Here is a 19,650-nt window from a genome sequence, read left to right on the forward strand (position 1 = left end):
CGGATGTTTCAATTGAGCGGGATCAAACCGCGCTGAAGGCGGTTTTTAGCTGCTTTTTCATACGCAGCGCGGCCCAGACGATGCCGATATAGTCGCGCCGGGTCAGCTTGGGGCGGTGCAGGAAGACGTCGTATTCGGCCGCTTCGATCGCATCCAGGATGCGCAGCCCGCCTTGCACCACCAGCCGCAGTTCGAGGCCGATCCTGCCCTTCAGGCGCAAGGCCAGCGGCGCGCCGCTCAGCATCAGGGCGCGGGCGCGGTCCACTTCGAACCGCATCAGCGAACGCCAGCGTGGCCGCGCGCTCGCGCTGTCCAGCGCCGCCGGCGAGATGGCGTGACGGTTCAGATCCTCCAGCGGTATATAAATGCGCTCCTTGTGCAAATCCACCGCCACATCCTGCAGGAAGTTGATCAGCTGTAGCGCGGTGCAGATCGCGTCCGAGTCGCGGATGTTGTCCTCGTCCGCCGCGCCGTACAGATGCAGCATCATGAAGCCGACCGGATTGGCCGAACGCGCGCAATAGTCCAGCAGCGACTCGTAGGTCTGGTAGCGGCTGACCACCACATCCTGCTTGAACGCCGACAGCAGGTCGTACATCGGCCGCAGCGGCAGCTCGTACTCGCGCACCACCTGCGCCAGTTGCTCGAAGATCGGCTCATGGCCGCTTCCGCCTTGCTCGATGCGCTGCAACGACGCCTCGTAGGCGTTCAGCGCCGCCAGCCGCTGCTCGGGCGTGGCGTCGCCTTCGTCGGCCAGGTCGTCGGCGCTGCGGGCGAAGGCATAGATGGCTTCGACCGCCGGCCGTAGACGGCTTGGCAACAAAATCGAAGCGACGGGGAAGTTTTCGTAGTGATCAACCGGCATAAAACGGGGCCTAAAGCAAAAATTTAAAATTAATGACGCGAAAGTCATTTGCAAACGAATTTGCTCGGCATATAATTAATTAACGGAAAGTCATTAATTTCCAACCCGTAATAGTAGTGCCATCCAGACTACAGAGCAAGCTAAAGGACAATATCGTGGTTGTGCCGAAAATTCAGCGTCAGATTTCCCCTCTCTTATTCAGTATGCTCTTCGCCGCCACCTTGGCGGGCTGTTCCAAGCCGGCCGAAAAGGTCGAGGATATCCGCCCGGTGCGCGTCATCAAGCTGGCCAGCAACGATATCGACGTCAACGCCGAGTTTTCCGGCGAGGTGCGGGCCCGCGTCGAATCGCGGCTCGGCTTCCGCGTCGGCGGCAAGATCGTCGCTCGCAAGGTCGATGTCGGCACCTTGGTCAAGCACGGCCAGGTGTTGATGCAGCTCGATCCGCAGGACCTGAAATTGTCGCAGGCGCAGGCGCTGGCCGGCCTGCGCGCCGCCGAAACCAATCGCGACCTGGCCAAGGCCGAGCTGCAGCGCTATCAGGAACTGCGCAGCAAGAGTTTCGTCAGCCAGGCGGTGCTGGACGCCAAGGAATCCACCTATAAGGCGGCGCAGGCCAATGTCGACGCCTCGCAGGCGGGGTATCGCGGCCAGTCCAACCAGGCCGGCTACGCGGCGCTGGTGTCCGACGTCGACGGCGTGGTGACGTCGGTCGACGCCGAAGTCGGCCAGGTGGTGACGCCGGGCACGCCGGTGGTGCGGGTCGCCAAGTCGGGCGAGAAGGAAATCGTCATCGGGCTGCCGGAAGACAAGGTCGAGACGCTGCGCCGCGTACAGGACGTGCAGGTGCGCCTGTGGGCCGATCCGAAGAAGCTGGTGGCGGGCAAGATCCGCGAGATCTCGCCGGTGGCCGATCCGGCCACGCGTACTTATACGGTCAAGGTGTCGATCCCGGACAGTCTGGCTGAAGCCAAGCTGGGCATGACGGCGGTGGTGCAGTTCGCCTCCAAGACGGCGACGCCGCAGATCAAGGTGCCGTTGACGGCGCTGTTCTATGAAAAATCCACGACTTCGGTGTGGGTGGTGGAGGGCGGCGCGGTCAAGCTGGTGCCGGTCAGCATCGCCGGCGCCGCCGGCAACGAGCTGGTGCTCGGCAGCGGCGTCAAGGCCGGCCAGACCGTGGTCACGGCCGGCGTCAATCTGCTCAAGCCGGGGCAGAAGGTCAAGATTCTCGGCGAAGACCTGCCGGTCGCCGCAGGGGCCGCCAAATGAAGGATGGCTTCAACCTCTCACGCTGGGCGCTCGAACACATTCCGCTGACCCGCTACCTGATCGCGGTGCTGCTGATCGGCGGCGCGCTCAGCTATTCCAACCTGGGGCAGGACGAGGATCCGCCGTTCACCTTCCGCGCGATGGTGGTGCGGGCCAACTGGCCGGGCGCGACCTCCTTGCAGATGGCCGAGCAGGTCACCGACAAGCTGGAGAAAAAGCTCCAGGAAACCCCCGACATCGACGAGATCTCCAGCTACTCCAAGCCGGGCGAGACCACCATCATCCTCAAGCTGCGCGAATCGGCGCCGCCCAAGGAAGTGGCGCAATCCTGGTATCAGGTGCGCAAGAAGATCGGCGACATCCGTGGCACCTTGCCGCCGGGCGTGCAGGGGCCGTTCTTCAATGACGAGTTCGGCGATACCTACGGTTCGATCTTCGCGCTGTCCGGCGACGGTTTCACCTATGCCGAGATGAAGGACTACGCCGACTTCGTGCGCCAGCAACTGCTGGGCGTGCCGCTGGTGTCCAAGGTCGAGCTGTTCGGCGTGCAGGACGAGAAAATCAATATCGAGTTCTCGCACAAGAAGTTCGCCCAGCTGGGCGTGCCGTTCGAGGCCATCGTCAACCAGATCGCGACCCAGAACAGCGTGGAATCGACCGGCGTGCTGGTGACGCCGACCGACAATCTGCAGGTGCGCGTCACCGGCGCGCTGAAAACCGTCAAGGACCTGGAGGAGCTGGAGCTGCGCGCGAACGGCACCACCTTCAGGCTGGGCGACTTTGCGGTCATCAAGCGCGAATACCAAGACCCGCCGGGCAACAAGATGCGTTTCAACGGCAAGGAAGTGATCGGCCTGGGCGTCTCGATGGAGAAGGGCGGCAACATCATCGAGCTCGGCAAGCACATGGAAAAGACCGTGGCGGCGATGAAGGCCAAGCTGCCGGTCGGTATCGAGCTGGAGCGGGTGTCGGACCAGCCGGAGGCGGTCAAGGCCTCGGTGGGCGAATTCGTGCACACGCTGATCGAGGCGGTGCTGATCGTGCTGGCGGTCAGTTTCGTGGCGCTGGGCTTGCACAGCAAACCGAAGCTGCGGCTGGACGTGCGGCCGGGCCTGGTCGTGGCGCTGACGATACCGCTGGTGTTGTCGGTCACCTTCCTGTTCATGCGGGTGCTGAACATCGACTTGCATAAAATATCGCTGGGCGCGCTGATCATCGCGCTGGGCCTGCTGGTGGACGACGCCATCATCGCGGTGGAAATGATGGTGCGCAAGATGGAGGAGGGCATGTCGCGCTTCGACGCCGCCACCTTCGCTTATAAATCCACCGCGATTCCGATGCTGACCGGCACCTTGATCACGGTGGCGGGCTTCCTGCCGATCGGGCTAGCCAAGTCGGCGGCGGGCGAGTACACCTTCTCGCTGTTCTCGGTCAACGCCTTGGCGCTGGTGATTTCGTGGGTGGTGGCGGTGACGTTCACGCCTTACCTCGGCTACGTGCTGCTGAAGGTCAAGCCGCATGCGGACGGCGCCGGCGATCACGATCTGTTCGACACGCCGGGCTTCCGCAAGTTCCGCGCCGTGGTCAACTGGTGCGTCGAATACCGCAAGACCACGATCGTGGCGACGCTGGTGGTGTTCGCGCTGGGCGTGTACGGCTTCAAGTTCATCGAGAAGCAGTTCTTCCCGGATTCCAGCCGGCCCGAGCTGATGGTCGAGCTGTGGACGCCGGAGGGCACGACCTTCGCCGCCAACGAGGCGCAGGTGAAGAAGTTCGAAGCCTTCATCCGCAAGCAGGACGGCGTGGTCAGCGTGACCAGCTATGTCGGCACCGGTTCGCCGCGCTTTTACCTGCCGCTGGACCAGATCTTCCCGCAGACCAACGTGTCGCAGATCGTGGTGCTGCCGAAGGACCTGAAAGCGCGCTCGGCGCTGCGCGACAAGATCGTCGACATCTTCAAGCAGGACTTCCCTGAAGTGCGCGGCCGCGTCAAGCTGCTGCCGAACGGGCCGCCGGTGCCGTATCCGGTGCAGTTCCGCGTCACCGGCGGCGAGGTGGACAAGGTGCGCGCCATCGCCGACCGGGTCAAGGACATCATGCGCGCCAATCCGAACACGCTGGGCGTCAATGACAACTGGAACGAGTCGATCAAGGTGCTGCGGCTGGATCTGGACCAGGACAAGATGCGCGCGCTGGGCGTGACCTCGCAAACGGTGATGCGCGCCGCCAACACGATCCTGTCGGGCACCACCATCGGCCAGTTCCGCGAAGGCATCAAGCTGATCGACATTCAGGTGCGCCAGCCGATCGAGGAGCGCAACACGATCTCGATCCTGAACGACACCAACATCCCGACCAGCGACGGAAAGTCGGTGACCATCAGCCAGCTGGCGCGCGCGCATTTCGTGTGGGAGCCGGGCGTGGTATGGCGCGAAGGGCGCGACTGGGCGATCACAGTGCAGTCCGACGTCGCCGACAATATCCAGGGGCCGACCGTCTCCGGCCAGATCGACCCGCAGCTGAAGGCGCTGCGCGACGCGCTGCCGGCCGGCTACGCCATCACCGTCAAGGGCGCGGCGGCCGACAGCGGCACGGCGGAGGCGTCGATCGCCGCCAACCTTCCGCTGGCGATCTTCCTGATCTTCACGCTGCTGATGTTGCAGCTGCATAGCTTCTCGCGCGCGCTGCTGGTGTTCCTGACCGGGCCGCTGGGCGTGGCGGGGGCGGCGATGGCCTTGCTGGTGATGGGGCGGCCGCTGGGCTTCGTGGCCAACCTTGGCATCATCGCGCTGTTCGGCATGATCATCCGCAACTCGGTGATCCTGGTCGACCAGATCGAGCAGGATATCGCCGCCGGCCACGATCCGTGGACCGCGATCGTCGAATCGGCGGTGCGGCGCTGCCGGCCGATCATCCTGACCGCGGCGGCCGCCGCGCTGGCGATGATTCCGCTGTCGCGTTCGGTGTTCTGGGGACCGATGGCGGTGGCCATCATGGGCGGGCTGATCCTGGCCACCGCGCTGACCCTGCTGTTCCTGCCGGCGCTGTACGCGGCCTGGTTCCGCGTCAAGAAGCCGCAGGCGTGATGAGGATCAAATGGCTATCGGCCTGCGCGCTGCTGCTGGCGGCGGGCGCCGCGCAGGCCGAGATCTACCGCTGCAAGCAAGCCAGCGGCCAGCTGTCCTACCAGGACACGCCATGTGCCAGCGGCGAGCAGCGCAAGATCGACGGCCCGGCCACTGCCCGGCACGACCCGCCGCCCGCGCCGCCGATGCCGGTCGTGTCCGACAACCGGCCGGCGTACCCGGAGCAGGAGTTGCGCCAACTGGTGCGGGAAACGGTGCGCGAAGAGCGGGGCGCGGTGGCGCAGAAATCCTGCCCGACGGAGCACGACATCCGCAAGCTGGAAGTCGATATCAGCAGTATTCAAAATCGGGACAAAGACCGCCTGCAGGCCGAGCTGCGCAGGCAATTGCGCGAGGCGAAATCCTGCCGCTGAGCGTTAAATCGGGCAAAAATCGCGCTAATGTTGGCGAGAGAATAAAAATCGCCACATTTCGCTAAAAAACCCGTTAGAATATCGCGTTGAAGTTGAAAGCTCCCGGGTATTTAATGGGAACAGGGCGACCGTTTTCACTTACGGGTCGCCCTTTGCTTTTGTGCAAACATGCCGCGAGGATGGCGAAATTGGTAGACGCACCAGGTTTAGGTCCTGACGCCAGCAATGGTGTGGGGGTTCGAGTCCCCCTCCTCGCACCAACTGTATTTCTTATTTTTTGGACGATTTTTACATGGCAACTGCAGTCGAAACCTTAGGCAAACTCGAACGTCGTATCACGATCTCCTTCCCGCTGACCGAAGTCCGCACGGAAGTTGAGAAGCGCCTGAAAGTGCAAGCCAAATCGGCTAAGGCACCGGGCTTCCGTCCGGGCAAAGTTCCAATGAAAATGGTCGCGGCACAATACGGTTATCAGATCGAGACCGAAGTGCTGAACGATAAAGTTGGCCGCGCATTCAACGATGCAGCAAACGAAAACCAACTGCGCGTGGCCGGCTACCCGAACATCGAGCCGAAGCAGGATTCGCCGGACGGCGTCCTGACCTTCGACGCGACCTTCGAAATCTACCCGGAAGTCGTCGTCGGCGACCTGACCACCGTGGAAATCGAAACCGTCAAGGCCGAAGTGTCGGAAGCGGAAATCGACAAGACCATCGACATCCTGCGCAAGCAGCGCGTGCACTTCCACGCCAAGGGCGTGGCCGGTGAGCACGGCGACGGCGGCGAAGCAGTCGCGGCCAACGGCGACAAGGCAACCGTCGACTTCGTCGGTTCGATCGACGGCGTTGAGTTCCCAGGCGGCAAAGCCGAAGACTACCCGTTCGTGCTGGGCGAAGGCCGCATGCTGCCGGAATTCGAAGCCGCCACCATCGGCCTGAAAGTCGGCGAATCGAAGACCTTCCCACTGGCCTTCCCAGAGGACTACCATGGCAAGGACGTGGCCGGCAAGACCGCCTCGTTCACCATCACCCTGAAGCAGCTGGAATGGGCGCACCTGCCGGAAGTCGACGCCGAGTTCGCCAAATCGCTGGGCGTGGCCGACGGCGACATCGCCAAAATGCGCGAAGACATCAAAGTCAACCTGGAACGCGAAGTCGCGGGCCGTGTCAAGGCACGCAACAAGGAAGCCGTCATGGACGCGCTGGTGAAAACCGCGACCCTGGACGTGCCTAAAGCCCTGGTCGCCCAGGACACGGAGCGTCTGGCCGAAATGACCCGTCAGGACATGGCGCAGCGCGGCATGAACGTCAAGGACGTGCCATTCCCACCAGAACTGTTCGCGGAAAAAGCCGAGCGTCGCGTACGCCTGGGCCTGATCCTGTCGCAACTGGTCGGCGAGAACAAGCTGCAAGCCCAGCCTGAACAGGTCAAGGCGCAAGTCGAAGACTTCGCACAGAGCTACGAAGACCCGCGCGAAGTGCTGAAGTACTACTACAGCGACCGTCGCCGTCTGGCTGAAGTCGAAGCCCTTGTATTGGAAGAAAACGTCGTCAACTACGTCCTGGGCCTGTCGAAAACGTCGTCCAAGGTTGTGGCCTTCGACGAACTGATGGGAAGCAACGCTCAAGCGTAATACAGCTCGGGCCGGACGATGCGATTTTGATATATGATGAAATCTCCGGCCTCTTAAAGCTGCTTCACAAGGAAATGGAATGACTGGTATGAACCGAAATCCGGCGCTGGACACTGAAATGCTCGGCCTGGTGCCGATGGTGGTGGAACAAAGCGGCCGCGGCGAGCGCTCTTACGACATCTACTCGCGTCTGCTCAAGGAACGCATTATCTTCATGGTCGGCCCGGTCCACGACCAGATGGCCAACCTGGTGGTGGCCCAGTTGCTGTTCCTGGAAAGCGAAAATCCGGACAAGGATATCTCGCTGTACATCAACTCGCCTGGCGGTTCGGTCTCGGCCGGCCTGGCGATCTTCGATACGATGCAGTTCATCAAGCCGGACGTCTCGACGCTGTGCACCGGGATCGCCGCCTCGATGGGCGCCTTCCTGCTGGCCGCCGGCGCCAAGGGCAAGCGTTTCTCGCTGCCGAACTCGCGCATCATGATTCACCAGCCGTCGGGCGGCTCGCAGGGCATGGCTTCGGACATCGAGATCCAGGCCAAGGAAATCCTGTACCTGCGTCATCGCCTGAACTCGATCATGGCGGAGCGCACCGGCCAATCCGTCGAGCAGATCGCCAAAGACACCGATCGCGACCGCTTCATGTCGGCGGAAGAGGCTGTAGAGTACGGTTTGATCGACAAAGTGTTGGCCACCCGGGCTTGATGCGTCCATCGCAGCATTGCTGAAAAAACGCCCGGGCGATCAATCGTTCGGGCGTTTCGTTTTTATTTCGGGTAGCATGTGGTTGTAGGCGGACTTTTCCGGACTCCAATACGTGCTGCCTGGCATAGCCAAGCCATTCTGTAACCCAAAGAAAACTGCCCCATGTCAGACAAAAAATCCTCCAGCGGTGAAAAATTACTGTACTGCTCGTTTTGCGGCAAAAGCCAGCACGAGGTAAAAAAACTCATCGCCGGACCATCGGTCTTCATCTGCGATGAGTGCATTGACTTGTGCAATGACATCATCCGCGACGAAACCTCGGCCATCGAGTCGGTCTCCGGCGCCAAGTCGGACCTGCCGACGCCGCACGAAATCAAGGACTTGCTGGACCAGTACGTCATCGGCCAGCAAACCGCCAAGCGCATCCTGTCGGTGGCGGTGTACAACCACTACAAGCGCTTGAAGCACCTGGGCAAGAAAGACGACATCGAACTGGCCAAGTCCAACATCCTGCTGGTCGGCCCCACCGGCTCCGGCAAGACGCTGCTGGCGCAGACCCTGGCGCGCATGCTGAACGTGCCGTTCGTCATCGCCGACGCCACCACGCTGACCGAAGCCGGCTACGTGGGCGAGGATGTCGAGAATATCATCCAGAAACTGTTGCAAAGCTGCAACTACGATGTCGACAAGGCCCAGCGCGGCATCGTCTACATCGATGAGATCGACAAGATCTCGCGCAAATCGGACAATCCATCGATCACCCGCGACGTGTCGGGCGAGGGCGTGCAGCAGGCGCTGTTGAAACTGATCGAGGGCACCATGGCCTCGGTGCCGCCGCAGGGCGGGCGCAAGCATCCGAACCAGGACTTCGTGCAGATCGACACCACCAACATCATGTTCATCTGCGGCGGCGCGTTCGACGGCCTGGCCAAGGTCATCGCCAACCGTTCGGAGAAATCCGGCATCGGCTTCTCGGCCAGCGTGAAGAGCAAGAAGGAACGCAGCGCCAGCGACGTGCTGCTGGAAGCGGAACCGGAAGATCTGATCAAGTTCGGCCTGATCCCCGAGCTGGTGGGCCGCCTGCCGGTGGTCGCCACGCTGTCGGAGCTGACCGAGGAAGCGCTGATTCAGATCCTGGTCGAGCCGAAGAACGCGCTGGTCAAGCAATACGCCAAGCTGCTGGACATGGAAGGCGCCGAGCTGGAGATTCGTCCGGCGGCCCTGCACGCGATCGCCAAGAAGGCGCTGGCCCGCAAGACCGGCGCGCGCGGCCTGCGGTCGATCCTGGAACACGCGCTGCTCGATACCATGTACGAGCTGCCGAATGAAAGCAACGTCACCAAAGTGGTGATCGATGAAAATACGATCACCAGCGGCGCGAAACCTTTATTGATCTATCAAGACCAGGCCAAAGCATCCGGTGAGAATTAAATAACTTGTGCACACTTGCCCCGCGCCGAAGCAAAATTCATTTCGCATCCATGGGGCAAGGCGGTACAATTTAAATCAATAAAAGAATACAGGCTTCATTCGGAAAGCCACTCGTGATAGTCCGCTGTCGCGCGTGGCTTTTTTATTTGATGTATTCTTTTAGAGGCTAGACTGGCATGATTGAATAAATCTTCATCGGGAGAATTATTTGTTGCAGTTCGGTCTTGTGATTCGGCGGAGTAGCGCCCACATCATAATCACGCTTTCACATAAGGTACGCCATGACAACTTCCAAATTAACTGAGCAAACTCAACTGCCGTTATTGCCGCTGCGGGACGTTGTAGTTTTCCCGCATATGGTGATACCGCTGTTCGTAGGGCGCCCAAAATCGATCAAGGCGCTGGAAGCCGCTATGGAGCAGGGCAAGAGCATCATGCTTGCCGCGCAAAAAGCCGCTGCCAAGGACGAACCTTCTGCTTCCGATATCTACGAGATCGGCTGCGTGGCCAATATTCTGCAAATGCTGAAACTGCCCGACGGCACCGTCAAGGTGCTGGTCGAGGGCGCACAGCGCGCGCGCATCAACCGCATCACCGATGCGCCGACGCACTTCATCGCCGATCTGACGCCGCTCGATTCCGAGCTGGGCGACGATTCGGAAATCGAAGCGATGCGCCGCGCCATCGTTCAGCAGTTCGACCAGTACGTCAAACTGAACAAGAAAATCCCGCCTGAGATCCTCGCGTCGCTGTCGGGCATCGACGACGCCGGCCGCCTGGCCGACACCGTCGCCGCGCACCTGCCGCTGAAGCTGGAACAGAAACAGGTGATCCTGGAGATCTTCAGCGTCGCCAAGCGCCTGGAGCATCTGCTGGGCCAGCTGGAAGGCGAGCTCGACATCCTGCAGGTCGAGAAGCGCATCCGTGGCCGCGTCAAGCGCCAGATGGAAAAATCGCAGCGCGAGTACTACCTGAACGAACAAGTCAAAGCCATCCAGAAGGAACTGGGCGAGGGCGAGGACGGCGCCGACCTGGACGAGCTGGAGAAAAAGGTCGCGCTGGCCAAGATGCCGAAAGAGGCTTTGGACAAGGCCACCGCCGAGCTGAAAAAACTGAAGCTGATGTCGCCGATGTCGGCCGAAGCCACCGTGGTGCGCAACTACATCGACACGCTGGTCAGCCTGCCATGGAAGAAAAAATCCAAGGTCAACAACGACCTGTCGAACGCCGAGAAAGTCCTTGAGGGCGATCACTACGGCCTGGACAAGGTTAAAGAACGTATCCTGGAATATCTTGCAGTCCAACAACGCGTCGACAAACTGAAGGCGCCGATCCTGTGCTTCGTCGGTCCTCCGGGCGTGGGTAAAACCTCGCTGGGCCAGTCGATCGCCCGCGCCACGAACCGCAAGTTCGTGCGCATGGCGCTGGGCGGCGTGCGCGACGAGGCCGAGATCCGTGGTCACCGTCGTACCTACATCGGCTCGATGCCGGGCAAGGTGCTGCAATCGCTGGCGAAAGTCGGTGTGCGCAATCCACTGTTCCTGCTGGACGAGATCGACAAGATGGGCGCGGACTTCCGTGGCGATCCGTCGTCGGCCCTGCTGGAGGTGCTGGATCCGGAACAGAACCACACCTTCTCCGACCACTACATCGAAGTCGATTTCGACCTGTCCGATGTGATGTTCGTGGCCACCTCGAACTCGTACAACATCCCGCCGGCGCTGCTGGACCGGATGGAAGTGATCCGCCTGTCGGGTTACACGGAAGATGAAAAGACCAGCATCGCCCAGCGTTACCTGCTGCCGAAACAGATCAAGAACAATGGTCTGAAGGAAGAGGAAATCTCGGTGGCCGAGTCGGCCCTGCGCGACATCATCCGCTACTACACCCGTGAAGCCGGCGTACGTTCGCTGGAACGCGAAGTGTCGAAGATCTGCCGCAAGGTGGTCAAGATGCTGCTGCTGAAGAAGACCGAGAAAAAGGTCATCGTCAACAGCAAGAATCTGGACAAGTTCCTGGGCGTGCGCCGCTACGATTTCGGCGTGGCCGAGAAGGAAAACCAGATCGGCCAGGTCGTGGGTCTGGCATGGACCGAAGTGGGCGGCGATCTGCTGACCATCGAAGCCGTGCAGATGCCGGGCAAGGGCGGCGTGATCCGTACCGGCACGCTGGGCGACGTGATGAAGGAATCGATCGAAGCGGCCCGCACCGTCGTGCGCAGCCGTGCCAATCGCCTCGGCATCAAGAACGAAGTGTTCGAGAAGAGCGACATCCACATCCACGTGCCGGAAGGCGCGACGCCGAAAGACGGTCCTTCGGCCGGCGCGGCGATGACGGTGGCGATGGTGTCGGTGTTCACCGGAATCCCGGTGCGCGCGGACGTGGCGATGACGGGCGAGATCACCCTGCGCGGCGAAGTGCTGCCGATCGGCGGCTTGAAAGAGAAGCTGCTGGCGGCCCAGCGCGGCGGCATCAAGACCGTGCTGATCCCTGAGCAGAACGTCAAGGATCTGGCCGACATCCCGGACAATGTCAAAAACAAACTGGAAATCGTGCCGGTGCGTTGGATCGACAAAGTGCTGGAAATCGCGCTGGAACGCATGCCGGAGGCGCTGGTGGAAACCGCGCCGGTGGAAGCGGTGGCGGCTGCGGCGGTCAAGGCCGATGGCCAAACGGAAGTGGTAAAACACTAACTTTTCCGTTGCTTTAGTAACTCGTAGTGGACAAACAGGCGCTTTTATAGCGCCTGTTTGCTATTTAAGCCTATTTTTCTACTGTGCGGCGCTTGACACGGGGGCGGGCTGGCTTGTTTAATACGGCCTGAGATTTTTTCTCGGCTCCACATCCGGTTTTTAAATGCCGAGTTTCTTTGTGGAGCGACCGATATAACCTTTGTGACGGGGAATTGCTTTGAATAAGACTGAATTGATCGACCATATTGCCACCACCGCTGATATCTCCAAAGCGGCTGCCGCACGCGCGCTGGACGCAGTGATCGACGGTGTAACCACCACCCTGCAAAAGAACGACAGCGTCACCCTGGTCGGCTTTGGCACCTTCTCCGTGAGCGAACGCGCCGCCCGTACCGGCCGCAATCCGCGCACCAAGGAAGAGATCACCATCGAAGCAGCTAAAGTTCCTAAATTTAAAGCTGGTAAAGCTTTGAAAGATGCTGTAAACTAACGGACTTCAGTGAGCAGCACGGCAACAAGCTGCTCACAAAAGGTAAGATTGGGCGGTTAGCTCAGTTGGTAGAGCGGAGCCCTTACAAGGCTTAGGTCGGGAGTTCGAGCCTCTCACCGCCCACCAGTCTTGCTGCAGTAAAGTAGTGATGGTAATACCCAGTGTTTTGTTGGAGCGGTAGTTCAGTTGGTTAGAATACCGGCCTGTCACGCCGGGGGTCGCGGGTTCGAGTCCCGTCCGCTCCGCCAACAAAATACACAATCGTTTGACCAAGGAGCGGTAGTTCAGTTGGTTAGAATACCGGCCTGTCACGCCGGGGGTCGCGGGTTCGAGTCCCGTCCGCTCCGCCAAGAACAAGATACCCCGCAGCTTATATTAAGCTGCGGGGTTTTTCTTTTTGCGCGGCATATTATTCGTTTGAATATCGCGTGGGACATCTTTATTATCCCGGCACACGCCGAATTAATACCGCCGAGTCGCGCGGGCGCGCATCGATGGTGACTTTTTGTCGCTCCCGGCGGCAACGTGACCGTTTTGCCAAGCATTTACCCTTGCTATGGAGGGGGGCGCACTGTAAAATCCGCGAACCGGAATTGGCGAACGCGAGTTCGCCTTTTTTGTATGTGCAAGTTCCACTCAACCGAATTGGCAGACCATGTTTGAATTTATTCGTACCCATCAACGCTTGATGCAGATCCTGCTGGCGCTCATTATCGTTCCGTCGTTCGCCTTCGTCGGCATCGGCAGCTACAAGAGCTTCGGCGACGACGCCACCACGATCGCCAAGATCGACGGCAAACCTTTGAGCCAGCTTGAGTTCGACAACGCCCTGCGCAACCAGCTCGACAGCTACCGCCAGCGCCTCGGCGCCCAGTTCGACCAGAAGGTGTTCGACACGCCGGAATTCAAGCAAAACATCCTCGACCAGCTGATCGCCGAACGCGCGATCGCCGCCGAAGTCATCGGCGCCAACCTGAGCGTCTCGGACGCGCAGCTGCAGAAGGCCATCATGGACATGTTCGGCGGCCCGAGCGGCTTCGACATGGAGCGCTACAAGGCGATCCTGGCCGCGCAAGGCCTGCGTCCGCAGGACAACGACGCCCGCATGCGCCGCGACATGGCGCTGCAACAACTGGGCGACGCGGTGCAAGGCACCGGTTTCGCGCCGCGCACCATCGCCAGGACGCTGTCCGACATCGGCGCGCAGGAACGCGAAGTGCAGGAGCTGCTGCTGCCGGTGGTGGATTTCGTGCCGCAGGTCAAAGTCACCGATGAAATGGTCAAGGCCTTCTACGACAAGAACGCCAAGTTCTTCGAAGTGCCGGAGCAGGCCAAAATCGAATACGTGGTGTTCAACGCCGACGTCGCCGCCGGCCAGGTCAGCGTGACCGACGCCGAAGTGGCCGCGTATTACGCCGCCAACCAGGCCGGCTTCACCACGCCGGAATCGCGCCGCGCCAGCCACATCCTGGTGACCCTGAAGAAGGGCGCCAGCGCCGCCGACAAAGCGGCCGCGAAGGCCAAGGCCGACGCCATCGCCGCCGAAGTGCGCAAGGCGCCGGCGCAGTTCGCCGCGATCGCCAAGGCCAAGTCGGAGGATCCGGGTTCGGCCGAGCAGGGCGGCGACCTGGGCGTGATCGAAAAAGGCACGCTGGTGGCGCCGGTGGAAGCCGCGATCGCCAAGCTCAAGCAGGGCGAGATCAGCGATCCGGTGGAATCGGAATTCGGTTACCACGTGCTGACCCTGACCGAGCTGAAGCCGGCCGTGGTCAAGCCGCTGGAGTCGGCCAAGGTCGAAGTGGCCGAAGCGCTGAAAAAACAAAAAGCCGCCAAGAAGTATTCGGAACTGGCTGAAGCCTTCACCAACACCGTCTACGAGCAGTCGGACAGCCTGAAGCCGGTGGCCGACAAGCTGGGCCTGAAGATCATGACGGCCGAAGGCGTATCGCGCACGGTGTCGCCGATGGCCGCCGCCGCGCCGTACAACAACGCCAAGTTCCTGGCCGCGCTGTTCTCGAACGACTCGATCAGCGCCAAGCGCAACACGGAAGCGGTCGAGACCGCGCCGAGCACGCTGGTGGCCGGCCGCATCGTCGACTTCAAGCCGGCCAGCAAGCGTCCGCTGGCCGAAGTCGACGCGCAGATCCGTCAGCGCGTGACGATGGAAGAAGCCGCCAAGCTGGCCGCCAAGGCCGGCGAAGAGAAACTGGCCGGGTTCAAGAAATCGGGCGACGCGACCGGCTTCGGCGCCGCCAAGGTGGTGTCGCGCTCCAAGGCCGAGAACATCAACGGCCTGGCGATGCAGGCGATCATGAAGGCCGACGCCAGCAAGCTGCCGGCCTATGTCGGCGTCGATGTGCCGGGCATGGGCTATGGCGTGTACCGCATCGGCAAGGTGCAGCAGCCGGCCGAGCAGAACGTCGAGCAGCGCAAGGCCGAGGCCGAGCAGATCGGCACGCTGATCGCGCAGCAGGAGATGCATGAATACGTCGAACTGCTGAAGCAGAAGCACAAGGTGAAGATCCTCAAGCCGATCGCCTCGGCGACCGTGGTCACCGAAGTGAAGTAATAAAAAAAGGGCTGCGAAATTCGCAGCCCTTTTTACATCCAACGATGGTTTAGAACGTGTAGTTCAAGCGTGCGTAGTAGTAGCCGCCGTTGATGCCGATCGGCGAGAACGATGGGTATTGCGTCACCGCCGCCGTGTTCTGCGCCGCGCGCGCCGCTGCGATGTAGGCCTGGTTGACCTTGCCCGGATACTTGTTGAACACGTTGTTGGCGCCGGCCGAGGCGGTGATCGCCTTGGTCACGCGGTACGAAACTTCCAGGTCGGTGGTGAACAGCGTGCCGATCTTGGTCTGGAAGTAGTCGACGTTGTTCAACGAGCTGTACGAGGACGACGAGCCGTACATCGATTCACGCAGGTTGACGGTCCAGTCGCCCAGCTTCCACAGCGCGCCCAGGTTCAAGCGGGTCTTCGGCGACGAATTTTCCAGCGAGGCGACCGCCGCCAGGTCCAGCAGCTTCTGCGGCAACAGCTGCGACGGCGCCTGGTTGATCTTGGTGACGTCGACCTTGTTATAGTTGAACGCCGCCGACCAGTCCACCCGGCCCATGTCGCCGAAGTTGCTGCCGTACGAGAACACCGCTTCCAGCCCCTTGTTCTTGGTGTCGACGCCGTTCGAGAACACGCTGATGCCGGTGCGGGTCACGGTCGGATCGAGGATGTTGCCGTTGGCTTTGATCGCCGCCACCACCGCCGGCGAATTGACCGAGTTGCCCGAACCGAACAAGGTGCCGCTGCCGACGATGCGGTCGCGGATTTCGATGCTGTACGCGTCCACCGTCAAGGTCGCCTTCGGCATCGGATGCAGCACGAAGCCGACGCTGTAGTTGGTCGATTTCTCCGACTTCAGGCCGTTGATGCCGACCAGCGACGCGGCCGGCGAGTTCGGCGCCAGCTGCACCGACGCTTGCGTCGGCGAGACGTTGGTGGCCGAGTAGTATTGCTCGGCCATGGTCGGGGCGCGGAAGCCGTTGCTGATGGTGCCGCGCAGCGCGAACGCCGGCGTGAAGTCGTAGCGGCCGGTGAACTTGCCGACACGGGCGCTGCCGAAGTCGCTGTAGTCCTCGTAGCGGGCGGCGACGTCCAGCTTCAGGTTGGCGATCGGCGAACCGGCGATGTCGATGTACACCGATTTGTTGTTGCGGCTATGGCTGCCGGCGTCGGTCAGCGAGAAGCCCGGATACGATTGCGAACCTTCCTTGTAGCGCGAGGCGGCGTCGCCGGCGCCGATTTCGTAGGTGTCGCGACGGTATTCGATACCGCCGGCCACGCTCAGCGGGCTGTTCCAGCCGACCGCGAATTCATTCGCCACTTCGAGCGAGGTGGTCCATTGGCTGGCGATGAACTGGCCGGCGTGGAATTCGGTCGGGGTCGAGCCGGTGTCGTTGAACAGCGAGATGTTGCCGGAGTTGATCACGCCGATGTCGGCCTTGTCGCGGCCGTAGGTGCTGCTCAGGTCCCAGTTCCAGCCAGCGGCCTGGCCCTTGGCGCCGGCGGTGAAGCCGAAGTCGGTCTCGTCCAGCGCTTCGCGCGGGTTGAAGCCGTTCGGATAGACCTTCGGCAGGCGGCTCGGCACGCGATAGTTTTCGAAGGCGTCGGCGGTCTTCTTGCCGTAGGTGGCGATGCTGTACAGCTCGGTGCCGCCGAGGTCGATGCCGGCGTTCAGCGCCAGCAGCGAGATGTGGTAGGCGGCGTCGCCGGAAATCTTGTTGGCGTAGGGGTAGCCGTCGGCCTTGGTCAGGTTCGGCATCGAGGCCAGGTTGGCGGCGTTGACCACGCGCGGGTCGATGTCGGAGCGGTCGCTGTGGGCGTGGTACTTGTGTTCGCCGGTCAGGTTGATATAGCTCTTGTCGCTTGGTTCGAAGCCGATGTTGAACGAGGCGTCGCCGGTCTGGCCGCCCTGGTCCATATAGGCGCCGCCGGTGGTGGTGAACGAGCCGCCGGAACTGTCCTTCTTCAGGATGATGTTGATCACGCCGGCGATGGCGTCGGTACCGTACTGGGCGGCGGCGCCGTCCTGCAGCACTTCGATGTGGTCGATTGCGGCCACCGGAATGAAGTTCAAGTCGGTCGCGGCGCCGCCCTGGAACGGACCGGCCAACACGGCCAGGTTGGCGGTGGTGTGGCGGCGCTTGCCGTTGACCAGCACCAGCGTGTCGTTCGGGCTCAGGCCGCGCAGGCGGGCCGACAGCGTCAGGTTGGCGGTGTCGCCGCCGAAGGCTTGGGCGGTGAAGGAGGGCATGTTCTGCGCCAGCGCCTGGATCAGGTCGGGCTGGCCGGTGCGTTCCAGCGAACCGGAGTCCAGCACCTGGATCGGCGATGCGCTGTCGACGGCCTTCAGGCCGCTGCGGCGGGTGCCGGTGACGATCACGGCTTCGACATTGTCGCCGACGACGGCAGGGGCTGCGGGCGTGGCCGCGCCGGTGTCGTCGGCGGCAAAGGCTGCGCTGGCGACGCCTGCCTGCAAGGCCAGCAGGACGGCTTGGGTCAACAAGCGTTTCTTGATTCGCATCGGTTGCATCATTAGTACAGCTCCTTCAGGTTGAGAAATGAAACTTTAGTAACACTCCTTACCTGATCGCAAAATGCATGCCATCAATACAAAAATGGAAACGATGTAAACACTTTATATAATTGGATGTCGCGCGGAGAAACAGACTTACTTCGGGGATATACGAAAATCCCGTAAGTAGCATTACCCTCGCCGCTTTGTAACAAAGTGTGTTCGGGCGGCGAGGGTGGTCTGCACTACTTTGGGAGATGCACTACTGTGGGCGTTGTGGTTAATACGTAGTAGCGATCAATTGCAGGGCGGCGGCGCTGAAGGCCGCCTGGTCGATATCGTCCAGATCCAGCGGCGTGGCTTGGTCGAATTTGCTGAAGTTGCGGTCGATCGAACGCAGATAGGCCGGGTCGTAATGGTCGGCCAGCAGTTCCTCGACCAGCGGCGCCATCTCGCCCGCGTCCGACATCGCGTGCCAGCGCGCGATCTTCTCGCGGCCGTGCAACGGCGCCAGATGGCCCAGCTGCTCGTTGAGCGTGGCCGGGCTGACCAGGAAGTGCCGGTAGTCCTCCATCAGCAGCCGCACGCGGTTGGCGCGCGACAGCGTCAACGCGATGCAGTCGGAGGCGCGCATGGTTTCCATCAGCACCGCCGGCACGCGCAGATTGCCGACCTTCTTGCTTTCCGATTCGACGAACACCGGGCGCGCCGGATCGAAGCGGCGCAGCACGTCCCAGATGCGGCTCTCGAAGGCCTTCTGGCTCGGCTGCGGCTGACTGGGCAGGCTGCCCAGCACCGAGCCGCGATGCGCCGCCAGCTGTTCCAGGTCCAGCACCTGCGCGCCGTGGGCGTGCAGCACCTCCAGCAGGCGGCTCTTGCCGCTGCCGGTGGTGCCGCAGATCACCTTGAAGTGGAGCGCCGGCGCCTGCTCCAGCGCGGTGTTGACGTGTTGCCGGAACGCCTTGTAGCCGCCGTCCAGCTGCACCACCGGCCAACCGATCTTGGCCAGGATGTGCGCCAGCGATCCGCTGCGGTTGCCGCCGCGCCAGCAGTAGACCAGCGGCCGCCAGTCGCGCGGCTTGTCCAGCCAGAGCTGCTCGATATGCATCGCGATATTCTTCGCGACCAGCGCCGCGCCGACCTTCTTCGCCTCGAACGAATCGATCTGTTTATACATGGTGCCGACGCGGATGCGTTCCGCGTCGTCGAGCACCGGGGCGTTGACCGCGCCCGGCAGGTGGTCCAGCGCGTATTCGCTCGGGCTGCGGGCGTCGATGATGGCGTCGAAGCGGTCCAGTTGCGCGAGGACGTCGTCGAAGCTGAGAATTTCGGGATACTTCATTTGGCCTTGATGGTTTTTTGCAGCGTCGGCCAGATGTTGGCCAAGATGATGGGGTGGGCTTCGGCCAGCGGATGCAGCCGGTCCGGCTGGAACAGCTGCGGCTTCTCGGCCACGCCCTCAAGCATGAACGGCACCAGCGGCGCCTTGATTTCCTTGCTCAGCGTGCCGTACATGGCGAAGAATTTGTCGGCGTAGTCGCGGCCGTAGTTGGGCGGCATGCGCATGCCGATCAGGATCACTTTGGCGTCGGCCTTGCTGGCGGCGTCGAACATGGCCTTCAGGTTGGCCTGCGCGGCGGCGACCGGCAAGCCGCGCAGGCCGTCGTTGGCGCCGAGTTCGATGACGACCAGCGCCGGTTTATATTTTTCCAGCAAGGCAGGCAGGCGCGAACGGCCGCCGCTGGTGGTCTCGCCGCTGACGCTGGCGTTGACCACGGTGGCGTCGAGGTTCTGCTGCTTGATCTTTTGCTCCGCCAGTGCGACCCAGCCGGCGCCGCGCGCCAGGCCGTACTCGGCGGACAGGCTGTCGCCGAGCACAAGCACGGTTTTTGGTGCAGAATAGGCGCTCGCCGCTGCCGAGAACATGAGCAGGGCGGCCAAGGCGTGTACACTCAGTTTTTTTGATAAATCATTTAATATATTCCGCATGCCC

The 19,650-nt window shown here is 61.7% G+C and carries 13 protein-coding genes and 4 tRNA genes; 13 read left to right on the forward strand and 4 right to left on the reverse strand.

The annotated features are described in order from the left end of the window. Window positions 1-22 precede the first annotated feature (22 nt). The gene (gene hpnC, locus GW587_RS11480; RefSeq protein WP_166102570.1) at window positions 23-865 is read right to left on the reverse strand and encodes a squalene synthase HpnC; all 843 of its coding nucleotides are present in this window, start codon (window positions 863-865) and stop codon (window positions 23-25) included. Between the two features lie 203 nt (window positions 866-1,068). Here hpnC and GW587_RS11485 point away from each other — a divergent pair, with 203 nt between their 5' ends. The 13 genes from GW587_RS11485 (at window position 1,069) to GW587_RS11545 (ending at window position 15,157) form a co-directional block, all read left to right on the forward strand. Further along, complete coding sequence (locus tag GW587_RS11485; RefSeq protein WP_207393438.1) at window positions 1,069-2,136, forward strand: efflux RND transporter periplasmic adaptor subunit; 1,068 nt, start codon at window positions 1,069-1,071, stop codon at window positions 2,134-2,136. After that, entirely contained in the window at window positions 2,133-5,222 is a 3,090-nt protein-coding gene (locus tag GW587_RS11490; RefSeq protein ID WP_166102574.1) for an efflux RND transporter permease subunit, read from the forward strand. Before GW587_RS11485 ends, GW587_RS11490 begins: the two co-directional genes overlap by 4 nt. Beyond that, window positions 5,222-5,635, forward strand: a complete 414-nt coding sequence (locus GW587_RS11495; protein ID WP_229259406.1) for a DUF4124 domain-containing protein — start codon at window positions 5,222-5,224, stop codon at window positions 5,633-5,635. The genes GW587_RS11490 and GW587_RS11495 overlap by 1 nt, the downstream gene beginning before the upstream one ends. Before the next feature lie 173 nt (window positions 5,636-5,808). Next, window positions 5,809-5,895: transfer RNA gene (locus tag GW587_RS11500), tRNA-Leu, on the forward strand. 32 nt (window positions 5,896-5,927) lie between these two features. Further along, complete coding sequence (tig, locus tag GW587_RS11505; RefSeq protein WP_166102578.1) at window positions 5,928-7,268, forward strand: trigger factor; 1,341 nt, start codon at window positions 5,928-5,930, stop codon at window positions 7,266-7,268. A gap of 88 nt (window positions 7,269-7,356) precedes the next feature. Next, window positions 7,357-7,974: an ATP-dependent Clp endopeptidase proteolytic subunit ClpP gene (gene clpP, locus GW587_RS11510; protein ID WP_371875574.1), complete on the forward strand. Its 618-nt coding sequence runs from the start codon at window positions 7,357-7,359 to the stop codon at window positions 7,972-7,974. Between the two features lie 162 nt (window positions 7,975-8,136). Next, a complete protein-coding gene (clpX, locus tag GW587_RS11515; protein ID WP_166102582.1) occupies window positions 8,137-9,405 on the forward strand; it encodes an ATP-dependent Clp protease ATP-binding subunit ClpX in 1,269 nt (422 codons plus the stop codon). A gap of 281 nt (window positions 9,406-9,686) precedes the next feature. After that, a complete protein-coding gene (gene lon / locus GW587_RS11520) occupies window positions 9,687-12,098 on the forward strand; it encodes an endopeptidase La (protein ID WP_166102586.1) in 2,412 nt (803 codons plus the stop codon). A 217-nt stretch (window positions 12,099-12,315) separates the two neighbouring features. Further along, window positions 12,316-12,588 (forward strand): non-specific DNA-binding protein Hbs, encoded by a 273-nt coding sequence (gene hbs, locus GW587_RS11525; RefSeq protein WP_070266615.1) that lies wholly within the window; start codon window positions 12,316-12,318, stop codon window positions 12,586-12,588. A gap of 50 nt (window positions 12,589-12,638) precedes the next feature. After that, window positions 12,639-12,714: transfer RNA gene (locus GW587_RS11530), tRNA-Val, on the forward strand. A gap of 45 nt (window positions 12,715-12,759) precedes the next feature. Further along, a tRNA-Asp gene (locus tag GW587_RS11535) sits at window positions 12,760-12,836 on the forward strand. A 25-nt stretch (window positions 12,837-12,861) separates the two neighbouring features. Then, a tRNA-Asp gene (locus GW587_RS11540) sits at window positions 12,862-12,938 on the forward strand. A 305-nt stretch (window positions 12,939-13,243) separates the two neighbouring features. Beyond that, window positions 13,244-15,157, forward strand: coding sequence for a SurA N-terminal domain-containing protein (locus tag GW587_RS11545; RefSeq protein ID WP_166102589.1), 1,914 nt, complete (start codon window positions 13,244-13,246; stop codon window positions 15,155-15,157). 49 nt (window positions 15,158-15,206) lie between these two features. Here GW587_RS11545 and GW587_RS11550 read toward each other — a convergent pair whose 3' ends face one another. The 3 genes from GW587_RS11550 to GW587_RS11560 all read right to left on the reverse strand — a co-directional run bounded on the left by GW587_RS11550 (window position 15,207) and on the right by GW587_RS11560 (window position 19,646). Beyond that, a complete protein-coding gene (locus GW587_RS11550) occupies window positions 15,207-17,645 on the reverse strand; it encodes a TonB-dependent receptor plug domain-containing protein (RefSeq protein ID WP_229259394.1) in 2,439 nt (812 codons plus the stop codon). Window positions 17,646-17,937: 292 nt separating this feature from the next. Beyond that, window positions 17,938-18,999 (reverse strand): tRNA 2-selenouridine(34) synthase MnmH, encoded by a 1,062-nt coding sequence (gene mnmH, locus GW587_RS11555; protein WP_166102591.1) that lies wholly within the window; start codon window positions 18,997-18,999, stop codon window positions 17,938-17,940. After that, window positions 18,996-19,646 carry an arylesterase gene (locus tag GW587_RS11560; protein WP_166102593.1) on the reverse strand — a complete coding sequence of 217 codons (651 nt, stop codon included), beginning with the start codon at window positions 19,644-19,646 and terminating at the stop codon, window positions 18,996-18,998. The genes mnmH and GW587_RS11560 overlap by 4 nt, the downstream gene beginning before the upstream one ends. Window positions 19,647-19,650 lie beyond the last annotated feature (4 nt).

Origin of the sequence: Duganella aceris (assembly GCF_011090165.1) — a bacterium.
Lineage (GTDB): Bacteria > Pseudomonadota > Gammaproteobacteria > Burkholderiales > Burkholderiaceae_D > Rugamonas > Rugamonas aceris.